Raw genomic sequence first — 15,020 nt, 5'->3', positions numbered from 1 at the left:
GGCTAAAAAGCAATTGGCCGCGAGAGCTGTTTAGCTACTTAATAAGTGGCTGCAAGCCGCTTTGTAACCCTTTACACAGCTTTTTACGATGAATATTGGAATCATTGGCGCGGGCGAAATTGGCAGCGCACTGGCCGTGCGGCTCACCAGCCTCGGCCACTCAGTACGTATTGCCAACTCGCGCGGCCCCGAAACACTGAGCGACGTGGCCCAAAAAACCGGCGCTACCCCCGCCACCGCCCAGGAAGCGGCCCGCCACGGCGAACTTATCGTGGTCACCATTCCGCTCATAAAGATTCCCGACCTGCCCAAAGACCTGTTTGCCGGGGTGCCCGCCGACGTGCCGGTCATCGACACCAACAACTACTATCCCCTGTTGCGCGACGGCCGGATACTGGAGCTGGAAAGCGGCGACCTCACCGAGAGCGAATGGGTGCAGCAGCACCTAGGCCGGCCGGTAGTGAAGGTGTTCAACAACATTCGGGCGGCGCACCTCGAAAATGCGGGTAAGCCCGTCGGCGCGCCCGGCCGCATTGCCCTGCCCGTGGCCAGCGACGACGAAGCGGCCAAACGCCAGGTAATGGCCCTGGTAGAAGAGCTGGGCTTCGACGCCGTGGAGAGCGGCAGCCTGCACGAGTCGTGGCGGCAACAGCCCGGCACCCCGTCGTACGGGGCCGACTGGCCCGAACCCAAGCTGCGCGAGCACCTGCGCAGCCTGGGCCACGAGCGCACCGAGGAGCAACGCGCCCAGTTCGCGGCTAACCACGCCGAGCAGGAGCGCGCCATGATGCAGCAAGGCCAGGCATAAGGCATCAGTAACCGGCTGATTACGAATTTTTTTCTGCCGATTACTCACCAAAAAACCGGGGAGCCGTGGTCGGAGACTGCGGCTCTCCGGTTTTTTGGGTATGCGCTGCTTCCCACTTGGTGCAGTCCGCCTAGCTAAATGGCAAGCTGTTGACGCGGCCGTTTCTGCCGGTGCGCCAGGTGCGGTGGGGCGGCACGCTAGACTTTATGATGGAGAATCGGCCGAAAAAACTAGAGTGCGCACCTACCTAGAAACAGCAAAAGCCACGGTATGATACCGTGGCTTTTGCTGTTTTCATAGACTCAGAAAGAAACAGGAAGCTATTCGTTGTCAGTGGGTACAGGCGTGCTAGTTGGCAGCAGGCGCATGTCCCGCGTGTTCTTCTGCACAGCGATGGCGCCGAACAGCGCCAGCAAAAAGGCCATGGCGTAGAAGCCTTTTTCGCTCAGCAGCAACGTAGCGTGCCAGAGGCCAACGAGCAGCAGCACAATGGGTAGTAGCGTGGCAAACCAAGCCAGGCCGTAGTACAAACCCGTGACGGGTATCTTCTCCAGCTTATCGCGCACGGTTTTTTGCAGCGAGATAACGGCGAACAGCCCGAACATCAGAATGGTGAAGTAATAGCCCTTTTCGTTGAGCGCCATCGTGGCGTTAAGAAGACCGACCAGGAAGGCGCCGGCGCCCGCGAGCAGGGCAAACCACGAGGCGGCGATGAAGGCTACAGAAGGACGGGCGGTGGTAACGGCAGCAGGTGTCATGGTTAGGTTGGTTGGGCTTGAAGTATGGCTCAAAGGTAGACCGTCGTTTCGACGAGCAAAAAGCTGATTTTTAAATTTATTAGACTTCAAACGGGCTAAATTTTTGCTCAAATTTTAATCATAAATAGCTGTTTTCTAGCACATAAACAACTTATATTGTTAGACATTTACCATGCCACAACGGCGTACAAAACTTGTCCCGTTCGGCCCCTGGGCGATTCAAAAAGTGTGGAATCCGCCGGGCGTGGCAGGTTCCGCGTCCGGCAGCCGCAGCACCACTTGCTACCTTGGTAGCCCGGCCTACCTTCGCCACTGCTACTTGCTAAGTAGCGAGCGACCTTTAGCTAACCCAGCCAACCTCTTTAATCCCATTTTTAATGCCTCTTCCCCCCTTTCGCCACTGGCTAGCGCCAGTAGCCGCCGGCCTGCTGCTCGCCGGCTGCCAGGGCCAAACCAGCACCTCCGAAACCGCCACCACCGGCCCGCCCGCCGAGGCCGCGCCCACCGACACGGCCAGCGTGCCCGCGCCCAACGATGGTATCACGCCCGCCTTGCTGGCCCGGCACATCAAAGTGCTGGCCTCAGATGAGTTTGGCGGGCGGCGGCCCTTTACGGCGGGCGAAGACAAAGCCACGGCCTACCTGGCCGCCGAGTTTAAGAAGCTGGGGCTGCAACCCGGCCCCGGTGGCAGCTACTTCCAGCCGGTGCCGCTGGTTGAGATTGTGGGCAAACCCGACTCGACGGCCACCCTCGCGGGCCAGGGCAAAAGCCTGACGCTCAAGTACCGCACCGACTACATGTTTTTGACCGAGCGCGAACAGCCGACGGTTGAAATCAAAAACTCGCCGCTGGTTTTTGCCGGCTACGGCGTGGTGGCGCCCGAGTACAAGTGGGATGACTACGCCGGCCTCGACGTGAAGGGTAAAACCGTGGTGGTGCTCATCAACGACCCCGGCAACGCGGGCAACGACACCACCCTATTCAAGGGCCGCGAAATGACCTACTACGGCCGCTGGATGTACAAGTACGAGGAGGCCGCCCGCCACGGCGCCACCGGCCTTATCATCATCCACGACACCAAGCCCGCCGCCTACCCCTGGACGGTGGTGCAAAGCAGCAACGGCGGCGCCAAGCTGCACCCCACCACGCCCGACCACGGCGCCCGCAAAGTGGCCCTCGAAGGTTGGATGACCCTCGACGCGGCTAAGAAGCTCTTCGCCACCGCCGGCCAGAACTACGAGGCGCTCTACGCTGCCGCCAATAAAGCGGGCTTCCGGGGTAAAGACTTAGGCCTGAGCCTCACGACCACGCTGCACAACAAAATCACCTACAAAACCTCCAAAAACGTGGTGGCCGTGCTGCCCGGCACCACCCGGCCCCAGGAGTACATTATTTACTCGGCCCACTGGGACCACTTAGGCATCGGGCCGGCTGTGCGGGGCGACTCCATCTACAACGGTGCCCTCGACAATGCCAGCGGCTGCGCCGGCCTGCTGGCCATTGCCACCGCCTTCCGGCAGGCCAAAGAAAAGCCGCAGCGCAGCATCGTGTTCCTGGCCGTGACGGGCGAAGAGCAGGGCCTGCTCGGCTCCGATTACTACGCCCAGCACCCGCTGTTCCCGCTCAAAAACACGGTAGCCGACCTCAACATGGACGAGCTGCTGGCCTTCGGCCCCATGCGCGACCTCACCATCACGGGCTACGGGCAGTCGGCGCTCGATGACTACGCCCGCGCCGCGGCCAAGGAGCAGAACCGCTACGTCATTCCCTACCAGCACCCCGAAACCGGCAGCTACTACCGCTCCGACCACTTCAGCTTTGCCAAGGTGGGCGTGCCGGCGCTCTACGCCAGCGGCGCCTTCGAGAGCCGCCTGCACGGCAAGGCCTTCGCCGAAAAGCAGCGCCAGGACTTCGAGGCCAACGACTACCACCAGCCCTCCGACCAGTACAATCCCCGGTGGGACCTGCGCGGCGCCGCCCAGGATGCCCGCCTGCTTTTCCGGGTGGGCCAGCAGCTGGCCAACGAAACCACCTTCCCGCAGTGGAAACCCGGCTCCGAGTTTCGGGCCGTGCGCCTCAAGAGCCGGCCGCAGTAACGGGCAGCGGCGTCCATAATTAAGGTGCCCCTAGGTAGGCTTCGCGCTGTTTTGCAGCCTGAAGCCCACCTAGGGGCACTTGCGCTTTCGGCACCCGCCGGGGCGGCGCGCTACTTGTGCCCTTGCAAGTACAGCAGCGTAGTCTGGTACGGGCGCGCGGGCGTGTACTTGTCGTTGATGATAAAATAGCCGCCCTTGTAGGCGGCAATGCCCTCCCAGTTGTAGCTCCGGTAGGCCACCGGAAACTCCCACAGCGGCCGCCAGCTAACCGCATTACCTTTCAGCTCAATATCGACCAGCCGGCAGTAGTTTTTAAACACGCCATTTTCCGCGATGAGCTTGGTATTCGGCACGTCGGTAGCGGGCAGGCGGTATATCGTATCGTCGCCCTCGCCCTTGAAAAAGTAGTCGATGCCCGTGAAGTGGTGGCCGCCCGTGGCCGTGAGGTCGGTGAGGCGAAAAGGCAGCGGGCTAAAGGGCAGCGGGCGAAGCAGGCTTTGGCCGCGCCCAGCCGCGCTAGTTACTTCATAAGCGTAGTTCTGCGGAAAGAAATTGTATTCGAAAAAGGCCACCACGTGGTCGTTAGTGGTAGCCAGCGCCTCAAAGCCCGCATTGTAAATGTGCGAGCCATCGGCCGCCACGGGCTTGGGCAGAGTCACCAGAAAGGTGGTGTCCAGCTCCACGGCCGTAGCCCCCAGGTGGCCTTTCAGCAGGTAGCAGTTGGCTGAGGGCGTGGCGGTTTCGACTGAGAAATACGCCGCGTCCTTGGTGAGCAACATGGCTTCCAGCCCCTCGTAGCGCTGCCCTAGGGCCGTCATTTTGGCCCGCATCCGGGCCAGGTTGGTGAGGGGCAGCTTTTGGTAGGGCAAGACGTAAGTCGTGTCCGCGAGCTGGCGGTCGAGGTCGGCGAGCGCCACGGTGTAGAGCTTGGCCTCGGCGTTGTCTTGCAGCCGGCTTTCCGACAGCAAAAATAAATTGCCCTGGGCGATGGCCAGGCCCGAAAACTGGTTGTCGTAGTATTCCAGCTCCTTGGGCAGCGCCAGCTTGTGCACGTCGAACTGGCGCTGCTGCGCCAGCGCGGGAAGGGAAAAGCCGCAAACAAGCAGCGTCGCCAGGTATTTCATGGGGTGATGGGCCGGGCTGATAGCCCGGCCGCAAAGGTAGCCCCCAGGCAAAAAGCCCCGCCGCGAGTAGCTCGTGGCGGGGCTTTTCAGTTGCGCGAGCTTTCGGTCCGCGAGTGTATGGGCTTGCTACTCGCGGACTAAAAGTCCGCGCTACTTACCACCTAGGCTTGCTTTTCGACCAGCTTTTGCAGGCGGTCGTAGGTTTTTTGCGACAGGCGGTACTGGCGCTCCACAGCCTGGCGCAGGGCGCCGGTGAGCGTTTGGTCAGCCAGGGCCTCCTTGTAGGCTTTCAGCGCCCACTCCTCACCGAAGATGTTAGCGCCGAGGATGGTCTTCTCGTCGCGGCCGGTCACGGCGGCCTGGGCATCCATCCAGGCGCGGTAAATCTTGCCTTTGAGGGTGGTCGATTCTTCGCGCTCGCCACCCTCGCGGGTGAGGTAGGTGTTGAGGTCGGTAGAAAACTGCTGGCTTTGGCTCACCAGCTGCTTGTAGTAGCCGCGCAGCTCGGTATCCTGGCTTTCAGCCACGGCGCGCTCGTAGCCCGCAATGCGGTCGTTCACGAAGTACAGCAGCTCGTCGAGGGTAGCAGCTTCGGGGCTGGGCTGAGCTTTTTTGGAGCGGGTGGCTAGGAAAGCCACGCCCAGCGCCAACAGCGCGCCGCCCACCACTTTCTGGGTGGTGCTGGAGTTCTTCACAGTGGCGGGCACTTTGCTTAGCAGGCTGCCCATGGTGCCGCCGGCCGGCTTGGCTTGGCTAAGTATGGTTGGGGCTTGGGCGGGGGCGGCGGAAGGAATGTTGGACTTGCTCATCAGTAAAAAGGAAATAAGGGGACTTCCGGCGCATACGGCTTTTGCAGCCAGCCCGTTAGGTGGAGCTTATTTAAGTAAATTCCCTACTATCAAAGCCCTAGGCTCAATCCCTGCTTACTTATTTCTCAAAAATCATTGACCCGCCCGGCCCCCGCACCCGAGCCCGGCCGGCAACCCAGCGCCCACGCAAAAAGCCCCGCCGGGCACGACTTACGTCTTGCTCAGCGGGGCTTCTAACGGCTTCGGCCAGCTTATTTCTGCTCGGTCGTCAGCTCTTTCAAGCGCTGGTAAGTCTTTTTCGACTGCGCCAGCTGCTGCGCTACCGCATCGCGAATAGGTCCAACAAGGGCCTTGCGGCGCAACGTCTTTTTGTAGGCTTTGATGGCCCAGCGCTCGCCGTAAATATTAGCGGCCAGAATGGCTTTTTCATTGTGGCCCGTTACAACGGCTTGCGCATCCATCAGCTTGCGGTAGAGCTTGCCTTTCAGCGTGGTACCTTGCTCAGTTTTGCCGCCTTTTTGGGCGAGGTAGCCGTTCAGAGTGCTGGCGAACTGCTGGCTTTGGCCCACCAGCTGCTGGTAGTAGCTCTTGAGCTGGGGATTCCGGCTCTCGGCCACCGCACGCTTGTAGCCCTCGATGCGGTCGTTTACGAAGAGAACCAGTTGGTCAAGCGCTGCAGCAGCTCGCTTGGCCTTACCTTTTTTTTTTGGAGCAATCAGCAGGACTAGGCCCGCTGCAATCAGCGCGCCGCCCACGATTTTCTGGGTAGTCGAGAGTTTTTTGTAGGCGTCTACCGTCTTGTCGCTGGCTTCCTTGATGGTGTCGGGCACCTGGCCGAGCAATTCCTTGCTCTTGTCGGCTGCTTCGGCATACAGGTCTTTGGCTTTGCCGGTCAGGTCCTTGGCCTTGTCAGCGGCAGTGTCGTACAGGTCTTTAGCCTTGTCAGCGGCATTGCCGTATGCGTCTTTTGCCTTTGCGGCGGTGTCGCTATATACGTCTTTGGCTTTGTCAGCCGCTTCGTTGTAGAGGTCTTTGGCCTTGTCGGCGGCGTCGGAAGCGAGTTCGGGCGATTTCATGGTACTAGGTGTCAGGTTGGGGTAAAAACACGTATTCTACGGTAAGTACTATCCGCACGTTGGCAAATCATTGCCTTTTTGCTGAATTATTTACCTATTCATTTTCGCTTCGCGCGCGCTGCCTCACCCTTGTACACTCAAAAATCGGCGTAATCCTGCGTGCCACTGAGTTGCGCCCAGCGGGCCGACAAAAACTTGGCATAAGCCAGCGGCATCAGGCCGTAGGCCCCCAGGGCGTACCCATCGTTGACCTCCACCACCAGCGTAGCGCCGGCGGCCGTCACGCCCACATCGAGGGCGAAGGCGGCCGGGGCTTCGGGCGCGTAGGCGGCCAGGGCGGCCTCCACCACGGCGGGGTCGAAGTGCGCCCGCCAGTCGCCCTTGTAGGGCCGGGCATCTAGGATGCGGCCGTAGCGCACAAAACAGCGCCATTCGGCCCAGAACTGCACCGGCTCGGCGCACCATACGGGCGTGTCCTGGTGCTGGTCGCCGCAGCCCACCAAGTCGCCCACGCGGCGCACCAGCACGCCCGTAAATTTCTTGGCATCGTGTATGGGTTTCACAAAAACCGGCCAGCTTTCGGGGTGCGCCGCCACGGTATTGATAGTGCTCGGCCACAGGCGCCGCCTTAGGTAAGGGTGCAGCGCTTCGGGGTAGCCCAACTCGGCGGGCACCGCCAGGCCCAGCGCCCGCAGCCCGGCCCGCACCGCCGCGATGTGGCCCACCACGATTTCGTCGGGTGCGGCGTCGCGCACCGGCGTGGCATCGGTGTAGGGCACTATTTCCCAGCCCATTTGCTGGAAGCCATCCAGCGCCAGGTAGTTGTTAACGCTCTGGGGCCAGCCCTGTATGTCGAAGTGAATGTGGGCGCGCATACGAAGTATGAATGAGGCTCCGGGGCCGCAAAGGTGTAGTAACAAGAAGCCCCGCCGCACGCACCTGCTTGCACAGATACGCCCGGCGGGACTTTCAGCAAGCTAATTGCTAGGCTTATTAACCAAGCGTGGTTTGCTTGTTTTTAGCGCGCTTGTAGAGGTAGGCGGCCCCGGCGGCCAGGAGGGCGCCGCTCAGGATTTTGTGCTTGGAGGAGAAGCTGCGGGTGGCCGTGTTGTCTTCGGCATTGCGGCGGCCAAATAGGCTGGAGAAGAGGCCCCCTAGGGTGCCGCTCGGTTGGTTATCGCTCATGAGTGAAAGCAGGTGTTAGAATGAATACCCGCTTTCTACGCACCTAGGGCCGCGCGCGTTACCCCACCGCCGCCACCGGCACGGGGTGCAGAATCAGCCAGACCAGCTCACGCAGGATTTCGCCCTCGTCCATGCTGCCGCTCTCGATGCCCTTGCTCTGCGCATCGGCCCGCCGGATGAGGTGAATCAGGTCCATCGTGCGCTCGGGGCCGAACTGCCGCTGGGCCAGCTGGTACTCTTTCTGGGCAAATTTATTGATGCCCATTTTCTGCATATCGCTGTCCGAGGGGTTGTTGCCGGCCTGGTGAAGCATCAACAGCCGCGTAAAAAAGTTAAAAAGCAGCGTTAGGTTCGGGATGAGCGGGTTGGCCTTAGGGTTGGCCGCGAAGTGCGTCAGGATGCGGTTGGCCTTAAGCACGTCGCGGTGCACCAACGCCCGTTGCAGCTCAAAAATATTATATTCTTTACTGATGCCCACCATGCGCTGCACCAGGTCTTCGTCGATGGCCTGGCCAGCTTTCACATTGAGCAGCAGCTTATTGACCTCGTTGGCCAGGCGGCTTAGGTCGGCGCCGATATACTCGGCCAGGAGGGCGGTGGCGCCCCCCGTTATTTGCTGCTTGCGGCTGCGCACGTAGCCCGTCAGCCACTGCGGCACCTGGCTGTCGTAGAGCTTTTTGCTCGTCAGCAGGGCCACGCCGGGGGCATCTTTGCCGGCCAGCAGCTTGCCCAGCTTCTTGCGCGAGTCGAGGGTTTTGTGCTTGTAGCAGAGCACCAGCACGGTGCTGGCGAGCGGGTTTTTGAGGTAGGCTTCGAGAAACGGCCAGGCTTTCTCGCTCTCTAGGTCGGCCACGGCCTGCGCCTCTTTCACAATAACCACCGAGTAGTCGCTCATCATCGGGAAGCGCTTGGCCTGGCCTAGGATGCCCGCCGCGTCGGTGTCCTTACCGTAGAGCACAGTTTGGTTGAAGCTGCGCTCGCTCTCGGGCAGCACCGAGGCTTCGAGGGCATCGGCCACCGTATCAATAAAATACGGCTCCTCGCCCTGCAAAAAATACACCGGCTGAAACTGCCGCTGCTGAATCTGTTTAAGAAGGTCTTCGGGAGAAAAAGTAGCCATAGGAGGGTGCGGGGCTCGCCCCCGCCCGTCGCTGCCCAGAAGCCGAACAGCGAAACAAACGCCTGAACGGGGGCTGGCCCCGCACCCTACAAAGCTACCGCCCGGCTACCTTTGCGGCTTGCTTTCCGGCGGGTTTATACCGCCGCGCTCCTGTCGTATGTCTTCTGAAACCAGCACCCCCCACCCCGCCCCCACCGACCTGCTCGCCGAGCTAAAGTGGCGCGGCATGTACCACGATGCCATGCCCGGCACCGCCGAGCACTTGGCCAGCGCCGCGCCCGTGTCGGGCTACATCGGCTTCGACCCCACAGCGGCCTCGCTGCACATCGGCAACCTGGCCACCATCATGCTGCTGGTGCACTTGCAGCGCGCCGGCCACCGCCCGGTGGCCCTGGTGGGCGGCGCCACCGGCATGATTGGCGACCCCAGCGGCAAGAGCGCCGAGCGCAACCTGCTCGACGAAACCACCCTGCGCGCCAACCAGGCCGGCATTCGGGCCCAACTCGAAAAATTCCTGGAGTTCAACGACTCGCCCACCGGCGCGGTGCTCGTCAACAACTACGATTGGTTCAAGCATTTCAGCTTTTTGGGTTTTCTGCGTGATGTGGGCAAGCACCTCACCGTGAATTACATGATGGCCAAAGACTCGGTGAAGCGCCGCATCGGCGGCAATGAGGAGAGCAGCGTTTCTGGCGGCTCCGATGGCATCAGCTACACCGAGTTCAGCTACCAACTGCTGCAAGGCTACGACTTTTTTCACCTCTACAAAAACCTGAACTGCACCCTGCAAATGGGCGCCAGCGACCAGTGGGGCAACATCACGACCGGCACCGAGCTCATCCGCCGCCTCGGCGGCCCCGATGACAAGGCCTACGCCCTCACCGGCCAGCTCATCACCAAGGCCGACGGCACCAAGTACGGCAAGTCGGAAACCGGCACCGTGTGGCTCGACCCGGCCCTGACCTCGCCCTACCAGTTCTACCAGTTCTTTCTGCGTGCCGAAGATGCTGACGCCCCGCGCCTTATCCGCGTGTTCACGCTGCTGAACGAGTCAGAAATCGACGCCATCGAAGCCGAGCACGCCCAAAACCCCGGCCTCAAAACCCTGCAAAAAGCGCTCGCCAAAGACGTCACCATCCGGGTGCATTCGGAGGAGGCGTATAAGATAGCCGTGGCGACTTCCGAAGTGCTGTTCGGTGGCGGCGACCTGGCCGCCCTTGATGAAGCAACGCTGGTGGGCGTATTCACCGGCCTGCCGCACCTGCGCGTGCCCCGCGCCGACACCGCCGACCTCAACGTGGCCGTGCTCTTCAGCGAAACCACCAACCAGCAGATTCTACCCTCCCGCGGCGAGGTGCGCAAGCTGGTTAAGGCCAATGGCTTATCGGTAAACGGCGCCAAGCTTGCCTCACCCGATGCGCTAGTGGCCGAGCTACCGCTGCTGCACAATAAGTATTTGGTAGTCAAGAAGGGCAAGAGCTACTACCTAGTGGAGCTGACCTAGTACGGCCGGAGTGCGAGCCTCATAGTTCGCGTTCGCTCGCAAGCACCTAGGCCAGCGCGAACTACAAGGTTCGGGCTGCTGCACTTGCGGAGCGCAAGCCTGCGCTGCACCAGCCACGAAAAAGCCCCGCTAGCTAGCGGGGCTTTTTTGGTTAAACCGTTCGCCCACAAAATTCGCCAAATCCGAAAAATCCGCCGAATCCGTGGTGCTGACGAACTACTTCTTCTTAGCGGCGGGAGCAGCTTTTTTAGCGGCAGCCGGGGCGGCTTTCTTAGCGGCTGGGGCAGCCTTAGCAGCTGGAGCGGCAACCGTCTCCTTGGTGGCGTTCTTTTGGTTCTGCACTTCCAGACGGATGTCTTGCGCCATCGTCTTCAATTCCTGCATCCCCTTACGCACGCGGGTGCCGGCAGCAGCATTGTGCTTGTCGTACGCTTTCTCAAAGTCGTCTTCGAGCGATGCGACAAGGTCCTTGATTTTGTTAAAGGGGTTAGCCATGTATGGGTTGAAAATGGGTGAGAAGGGGAAATTGTGCTTACGCGGCCCTAATATACAGGCACTTTCTACGCAAGCAACTTTTTCCAGTTTTAATTAAAACTGCATTTCTGACCTCAGAAGGCAGTTTTTTGGTAAATTATGACTCCTCAATGAATTTTGCCAGCTTTCCTCTTCTTAGAAAAGTACCAAAAGCAAAAGCCGGCCACTCGCTTGAGTGGCCGGCTTTTACCGCACGCTGCAATGGCAGCCCTTTCCTAGGTGATAGCGGGCTGCTTGCTGTAAAGCCCCTTATCGAGCTTGGCAGCGATGGCCTCAAACGCCACAATAGTGGCGTCCACGTCGGCTAGCGTGTGCATGGCCGTGGGGATGAGGCGCAGCATAATCACGCCCTTAGGCACAACCGGATAAACGACAATGGAGCAGAAAATACCGTGATTCTCACGCAAATCGAACGTTAGGGCCGTTGCATCCGAGAGTTGGCCGTTGAGGAGCACCGGCGTTACCGGCGACTGCGTGGTGCCAATGTTGAAGCCTTTTTCGCGCAGGCCGCTTTGCAGGGCGCGCACGATGGTCCAAAGGTTTTCGCGGTACTCGGGGTGATTGCGAATCAGCTCCAGGCGCTTGAGGGCGCCGATTACGAGCGGCATGGGCAGCGATTTAGCAAAAATCTGGCTGCGCATATTATAACGCAAATATTCAATAACGCCTTCCTCGCCGGCCACGAACGCGCCGATGCTGGCCATGCTCTTGGCGAAGGTGTAAAAAATCAGGTCTACGCCCTCTATGCAGCCCAAATGCTCGGCCGTGCCCGCGCCCGTGGGCCCTAGGGTGCCAAAGCCGTGGGCATCGTCGACGAAGATGCGGAAATTGAATTTCTCCTTCAATTTCACAATTTCGGGCAGCTTGCCGAGGTTGCCCGACATGCCAAACATGCCTTCGGTAATCACCAGGATGCCGCCGCCCGTTTCGTCGGTGAGGCGCTTGGCGCGCTCGAGCTGTTTTTCGAGGCTGGCCATGTCGTTGTGGGTGAACACGAAGCGCTTGCCCTGGTGCAGCCGCACCCCGTCGATGATGCAGGCGTGCGACTCGGCGTCGTACACGATGGCATCGTGGCGGTTCACGAGCGCGTCGATGATGCTCACCACGCCCTGGTAGCCAAAGTTGAGCAGCAGCGCGCCGGGCTTGTGCACGAAGTCGGCCAGCTCGTTTTCGAGCTGCTCGTGCAGGGTCGAGTTGCCGCTCATGATGCGGGCGCCCATGGGGTAGGCCATGCCGTAGGCGGCGGTGCCGTCGGTGTCGGCTTGGCGCACCTCGGGGTGGTTGGCCAGGCCGAGGTAATTATTTAAGCTCCAGGTCAGTACCTCTTTGCCGCGAAACAGCATACGGGGCTTAATCTCGCCTTCGAGCTTAGGAAACGCGAAGTAACCGTGCGCGTAGTGCGCTTGCGAGCCCAGCGGGCCCCGGTTGGCGGAAACGCGGTCAAAAATATCCACTGAAAAACTTGGGGAATAAGGTAAAAAGAGCGAAGCCAACCAGCCTAGGTGGCCCGGCCGGCCAATTGGTCAATTGGCAAAGATAGCCCCGCCCCGGCCTTGTACATAATTTGGGCGTGGCTGCAACCTTTACCGGCCAGCTTTTAGCGTAAGGCCGGGCGCCAGGGTTTTCTTTGCATTGTAAAACGGAATGGCACTCCGTTTGGCGCCCGCGGTGCCCGCTGCAACTAGCGCAATTGCCTCTTACGCATAAACGGAGTGTCGCTCCGTTTTACACCTTCCCCACTCTTGCATGAAAAAAATAGCTAAGCTTCTGGTTGCCAATCGGGGCGAAATTGCGTTGCGCGTGCTGCGCTCGGCCCGCGAAATGGGCATCGCCACCGTGGCCATCTACTCAGAGGCCGACCGCCTCTCGCCGCACGTGCGCTACGCCGACGAGGCGGTGTGCGTGGGCCCGCCCGCCTCGGCCCAGAGCTACTTGCGGGGCGACAAGATTATTCAGATTTGTAAGGACCTAGGCGTCGATGCTATTCACCCCGGCTACGGCTTTTTGAGCGAGAATGCCGGTTTTGCCCGCGCCGTGCGCGAGGCGGGGCTAATTTTCGTGGGCCCCAGCCCCGAGGCGATGGAGCTGATGGGCGACAAGCTCTCGGCCAAGCAGACGGTGAAAGCCTACAACATACCGCTGGTGCCGGGCACCGACGAGGCCATTTCGGACGTGGAAGCGGCCAAGCAAATTGCTCAGGACGTCGGCTTTCCTATCTTGATAAAAGCCTCGGCCGGCGGCGGCGGCAAGGGTATGCGCCTGGTGCACGGCGCCGACGAGTTTGAGGAGCAGATGCAACTGGCCATCAACGAAGCCGTGTCGGCCTTTGGCGATGGGGCCGTGTTCATCGAGAAATTCGTGACTGGGCCGCGCCACATCGAAATTCAGGTCCTAGGTGACGAGTACGGCAACATCGTGCACTTGTTCGAGCGCGAGTGCTCAATTCAGCGCCGCCACCAGAAGGTGATTGAGGAAGCACCTTCCTCGGTGCTCACGCCCGCGCTGCGGGCCGAAATGGGCCGCTGCGCCGTAGAAGTGGCCCGCGCTTGCCAGTACGCTGGGGCCGGCACCGTCGAGTTTTTGCTCGACGACCAGCACCGCTTCTACTTCCTCGAAATGAACACCCGCCTGCAAGTCGAGCACCCGGTAACCGAAATGATAACCGGCCTCGACTTGGTAAAAGAGCAAATCCGCGTAGCGGAGGGCCAGCCCCTGCCCTTCCGCCAGGAAGACCTAGCGATAAACGGCCACGCCTTGGAGCTACGGGTGTACGCCGAAGACCCGCAAAACAACTTCCTGCCCGACATCGGCCGCCTCAGCACCTACGTGCGCCCCCAGGGCCCCGGCGTGCGCGTCGATGATGGCTTCGAGCAGGGCATGGACATCCCGATTTACTACGACCCCATGATTGCCAAGCTAGTAGCCTACGGCGCGACCCGCGAGGAGGCCATCGCCCGCATGCTGCGCGCCATTGCCGAATACCAGATTACGGGCATCGAGACCACGCTGCCCTTCGGCACTTTCGTGCTCAAGCACCCGGCTTTCGTAAGCGGCAATTTTGACACGAACTTCATCCGTGACCATTTCAACCCCAGCGTATTAGCCCCCAGCCCGCCCGACGAAGGCACCGCGCAAGTGGCCGCCGCGCTGGTAGCCATGCTGCTGAGCGAGAAGAAACCCGCCGCGCCAGTGGCAACTGGGGAAACCGTGGAGGCAGCAGCTTCGGGGTGGCGGCGGAACCGGCTGGGGGTGCGGTAGCGGCTAGTCCAGCCCGCGCCTGAGCTAACCTAGGCGCGAGCTGGACTGCACTACGTAATGCTGGTAAAACGCTTGTATAGCGTCGTGATTCGCACTGGCTGCCAACTGCGGCCAATGTAAAGCAACCGGAGCGTTACCACCCGCAGCTGGCCATCGCCTTCTATAGTCACCGATTCAGGAGCGGGCGTGCGCCCACCGGTAGCTTTATCGGCGGGACCTGGCTCTACCAGTAGACTAGTCACGGTTTTGTCAAACGTAAAATCCCGCGGCAGAGGATTATACAGGTAGCCCGCAACCATCACGGAGTCGGGGCTATTATAATTCCAGTTTCTAGTTATAGCGGGCAGAGGCCAAAAATCCTCAAACCACTTTAAGCCGTTTTCTCTGATGAGCACGTTCAACGTGCTTTGCTTCCGACCTAGGTTAGGAATCTCGGTAAGCAAATCGGTAGAAGCCTGGCCATCGCGGTTGAGGTCAACTGCTCGGTCGGCCGTGGCGGAGACTATGTTGTATTGACCGTGAAAGCGGTCGCGCAAGGCTGCCGTGTCTTCATTCGGCTCAACAGTGTTTTTGTGGCAGCTACCCAAGGTGCCCGCTACAGCCAAAAAATAAATTAGCCTTTTCATTGGACGCTGGTCTTAGGTGAAGGGTATAGGAGAAAACAGCCGTAATGATGCTCCCTTAAGCTCATCATAACCTCATACGCCAAATGTAGCGCCCATAATGCGAAGCAAGCGGAGCTAATTTT

12 protein-coding genes and 2 pseudogenes are annotated in these 15,020 nt (G+C 60.3%); 4 read left to right on the top strand and 10 right to left on the bottom strand.

Translation table 11 applies throughout. The features are described from left to right. Nucleotides 1–85 precede the first annotated feature (85 nt). Nucleotides 86–808: pseudogene (locus ACFSDX_RS10500) on the top strand (NADPH-dependent F420 reductase); the annotation flags it as partial. 320 nt (nt 809–1,128) lie between these two features. Here ACFSDX_RS10500 and yiaA read toward each other — a convergent pair. After that, a complete protein-coding gene (yiaA, locus tag ACFSDX_RS10495; protein ID WP_382313329.1) occupies nt 1,129–1,566 on the bottom strand; it encodes an inner membrane protein YiaA in 438 nt (145 codons plus the stop codon). A 377-nt stretch (nt 1,567–1,943) separates the two neighbouring features. Between yiaA and ACFSDX_RS10490 the strand changes: the two genes are divergently transcribed. Beyond that, complete coding sequence (locus ACFSDX_RS10490; protein WP_382313328.1) at nt 1,944–3,662, top strand: M28 family metallopeptidase; 1,719 nt, start codon at nt 1,944–1,946, stop codon at nt 3,660–3,662. Between the two features lie 110 nt (nt 3,663–3,772). Here the strand turns inward: ACFSDX_RS10490 and ACFSDX_RS10485 are convergent, their stop codons facing one another. The 6 genes from ACFSDX_RS10485 to holA all read right to left on the bottom strand — a co-directional run bounded on the left by ACFSDX_RS10485 (nt 3,773) and on the right by holA (nt 8,976). Continuing rightward, on the bottom strand, nt 3,773–4,786 hold the full coding sequence (locus ACFSDX_RS10485; RefSeq protein WP_382313327.1) for a hypothetical protein: 1,014 nt from the start codon (nt 4,784–4,786) through the stop codon (nt 3,773–3,775). Nucleotides 4,787–4,947: 161 nt separating this feature from the next. Further along, nucleotides 4,948–5,595: a PA2169 family four-helix-bundle protein gene (locus ACFSDX_RS10480; RefSeq protein ID WP_382313326.1), complete on the bottom strand. Its 648-nt coding sequence runs from the start codon at nt 5,593–5,595 to the stop codon at nt 4,948–4,950. 251 nt (nt 5,596–5,846) lie between these two features. After that, nucleotides 5,847–6,671, bottom strand: coding sequence for a PA2169 family four-helix-bundle protein (locus ACFSDX_RS10475; RefSeq protein ID WP_382313325.1), 825 nt, complete (start codon nt 6,669–6,671; stop codon nt 5,847–5,849). A gap of 137 nt (nt 6,672–6,808) precedes the next feature. Next, the gene (locus tag ACFSDX_RS10470) at nt 6,809–7,546 is read right to left on the bottom strand and encodes an ATP-grasp domain-containing protein (protein WP_382313324.1); all 738 of its coding nucleotides are present in this window, start codon (nt 7,544–7,546) and stop codon (nt 6,809–6,811) included. Nucleotides 7,547–7,664: 118 nt separating this feature from the next. Continuing rightward, nucleotides 7,665–7,856, bottom strand: a complete 192-nt coding sequence (locus ACFSDX_RS10465) for a hypothetical protein (RefSeq protein WP_382313322.1) — start codon at nt 7,854–7,856, stop codon at nt 7,665–7,667. 58 nt (nt 7,857–7,914) lie between these two features. After that, nucleotides 7,915–8,976 carry a DNA polymerase III subunit delta gene (holA, locus tag ACFSDX_RS10460; RefSeq protein WP_382313320.1) on the bottom strand — a complete coding sequence of 354 codons (1,062 nt, stop codon included), beginning with the start codon at nt 8,974–8,976 and terminating at the stop codon, nt 7,915–7,917. A gap of 157 nt (nt 8,977–9,133) precedes the next feature. On the opposite strand from holA, the gene tyrS reads away from it, so the two are divergent. Next, entirely contained in the window at nt 9,134–10,480 is a 1,347-nt protein-coding gene (tyrS, locus tag ACFSDX_RS10455; RefSeq protein ID WP_382313319.1) for a tyrosine--tRNA ligase, read from the top strand. Between the two features lie 318 nt (nt 10,481–10,798). On the opposite strand, the pseudogene ACFSDX_RS10450 reads toward tyrS, so the two are convergent. Further along, nucleotides 10,799–10,975 (bottom strand): annotated as a pseudogene (locus ACFSDX_RS10450) (histone H1); the annotation flags it as partial. A gap of 254 nt (nt 10,976–11,229) precedes the next feature. Then, nucleotides 11,230–12,468, bottom strand: a complete 1,239-nt coding sequence (locus tag ACFSDX_RS10445) for an aminotransferase class I/II-fold pyridoxal phosphate-dependent enzyme (protein WP_382313318.1) — start codon at nt 12,466–12,468, stop codon at nt 11,230–11,232. Nucleotides 12,469–12,760: 292 nt separating this feature from the next. Here ACFSDX_RS10445 and accC point away from each other — a divergent pair, with 292 nt between their 5' ends. Further along, the gene (gene accC / locus ACFSDX_RS10440; RefSeq protein WP_382313317.1) at nt 12,761–14,272 is read left to right on the top strand and encodes an acetyl-CoA carboxylase biotin carboxylase subunit; all 1,512 of its coding nucleotides are present in this window, start codon (nt 12,761–12,763) and stop codon (nt 14,270–14,272) included. Nucleotides 14,273–14,322: 50 nt separating this feature from the next. Here accC and ACFSDX_RS10435 read toward each other — a convergent pair whose 3' ends face one another. After that, nucleotides 14,323–14,898, bottom strand: coding sequence for a hypothetical protein (locus tag ACFSDX_RS10435; protein ID WP_382313316.1), 576 nt, complete (start codon nt 14,896–14,898; stop codon nt 14,323–14,325). Nucleotides 14,899–15,020 lie beyond the last annotated feature (122 nt).

Source organism: Hymenobacter bucti, from assembly GCF_042681145.1.
Classification (GTDB): Bacteria; Bacteroidota; Bacteroidia; order Cytophagales; family Hymenobacteraceae; genus Hymenobacter; species Hymenobacter bucti.
The sequence above is the reverse complement of the archived record's forward strand: the minus strand, read 5'-3'. Positions and strand labels throughout refer to the sequence as shown.

What these genes read in the sequence shown, in the direction of transcription:
- yiaA (WP_382313329.1), bottom strand. Translation starts at nt 1,566, where the DNA reads ATGACACCTGCTGCCGTTACCACCGCCCGTCCTTCTGTAGCCTTCATC.
- ACFSDX_RS10490 (WP_382313328.1), top strand. Translation starts at nt 1,944, where the DNA reads ATGCCTCTTCCCCCCTTTCGCCACTGGCTAGCGCCAGTAGCCGCCGGC.
- ACFSDX_RS10485 (WP_382313327.1), bottom strand. Translation starts at nt 4,786, where the DNA reads ATGAAATACCTGGCGACGCTGCTTGTTTGCGGCTTTTCCCTTCCCGCG.
- ACFSDX_RS10480 (WP_382313326.1), bottom strand. Translation starts at nt 5,595, where the DNA reads ATGAGCAAGTCCAACATTCCTTCCGCCGCCCCCGCCCAAGCCCCAACC.
- ACFSDX_RS10475 (WP_382313325.1), bottom strand. Translation starts at nt 6,671, where the DNA reads ATGAAATCGCCCGAACTCGCTTCCGACGCCGCCGACAAGGCCAAAGAC.
- ACFSDX_RS10470 (WP_382313324.1), bottom strand. Translation starts at nt 7,546, where the DNA reads ATGCGCGCCCACATTCACTTCGACATACAGGGCTGGCCCCAGAGCGTT.
- ACFSDX_RS10465 (WP_382313322.1), bottom strand. Translation starts at nt 7,856, where the DNA reads ATGAGCGATAACCAACCGAGCGGCACCCTAGGGGGCCTCTTCTCCAGC.
- holA (WP_382313320.1), bottom strand. Translation starts at nt 8,976, where the DNA reads ATGGCTACTTTTTCTCCCGAAGACCTTCTTAAACAGATTCAGCAGCGG.
- tyrS (WP_382313319.1), top strand. Translation starts at nt 9,134, where the DNA reads ATGTCTTCTGAAACCAGCACCCCCCACCCCGCCCCCACCGACCTGCTC.
- accC (WP_382313317.1), top strand. Translation starts at nt 12,761, where the DNA reads ATGAAAAAAATAGCTAAGCTTCTGGTTGCCAATCGGGGCGAAATTGCG.
- ACFSDX_RS10435 (WP_382313316.1), bottom strand. Translation starts at nt 14,898, where the DNA reads ATGAAAAGGCTAATTTATTTTTTGGCTGTAGCGGGCACCTTGGGTAGC.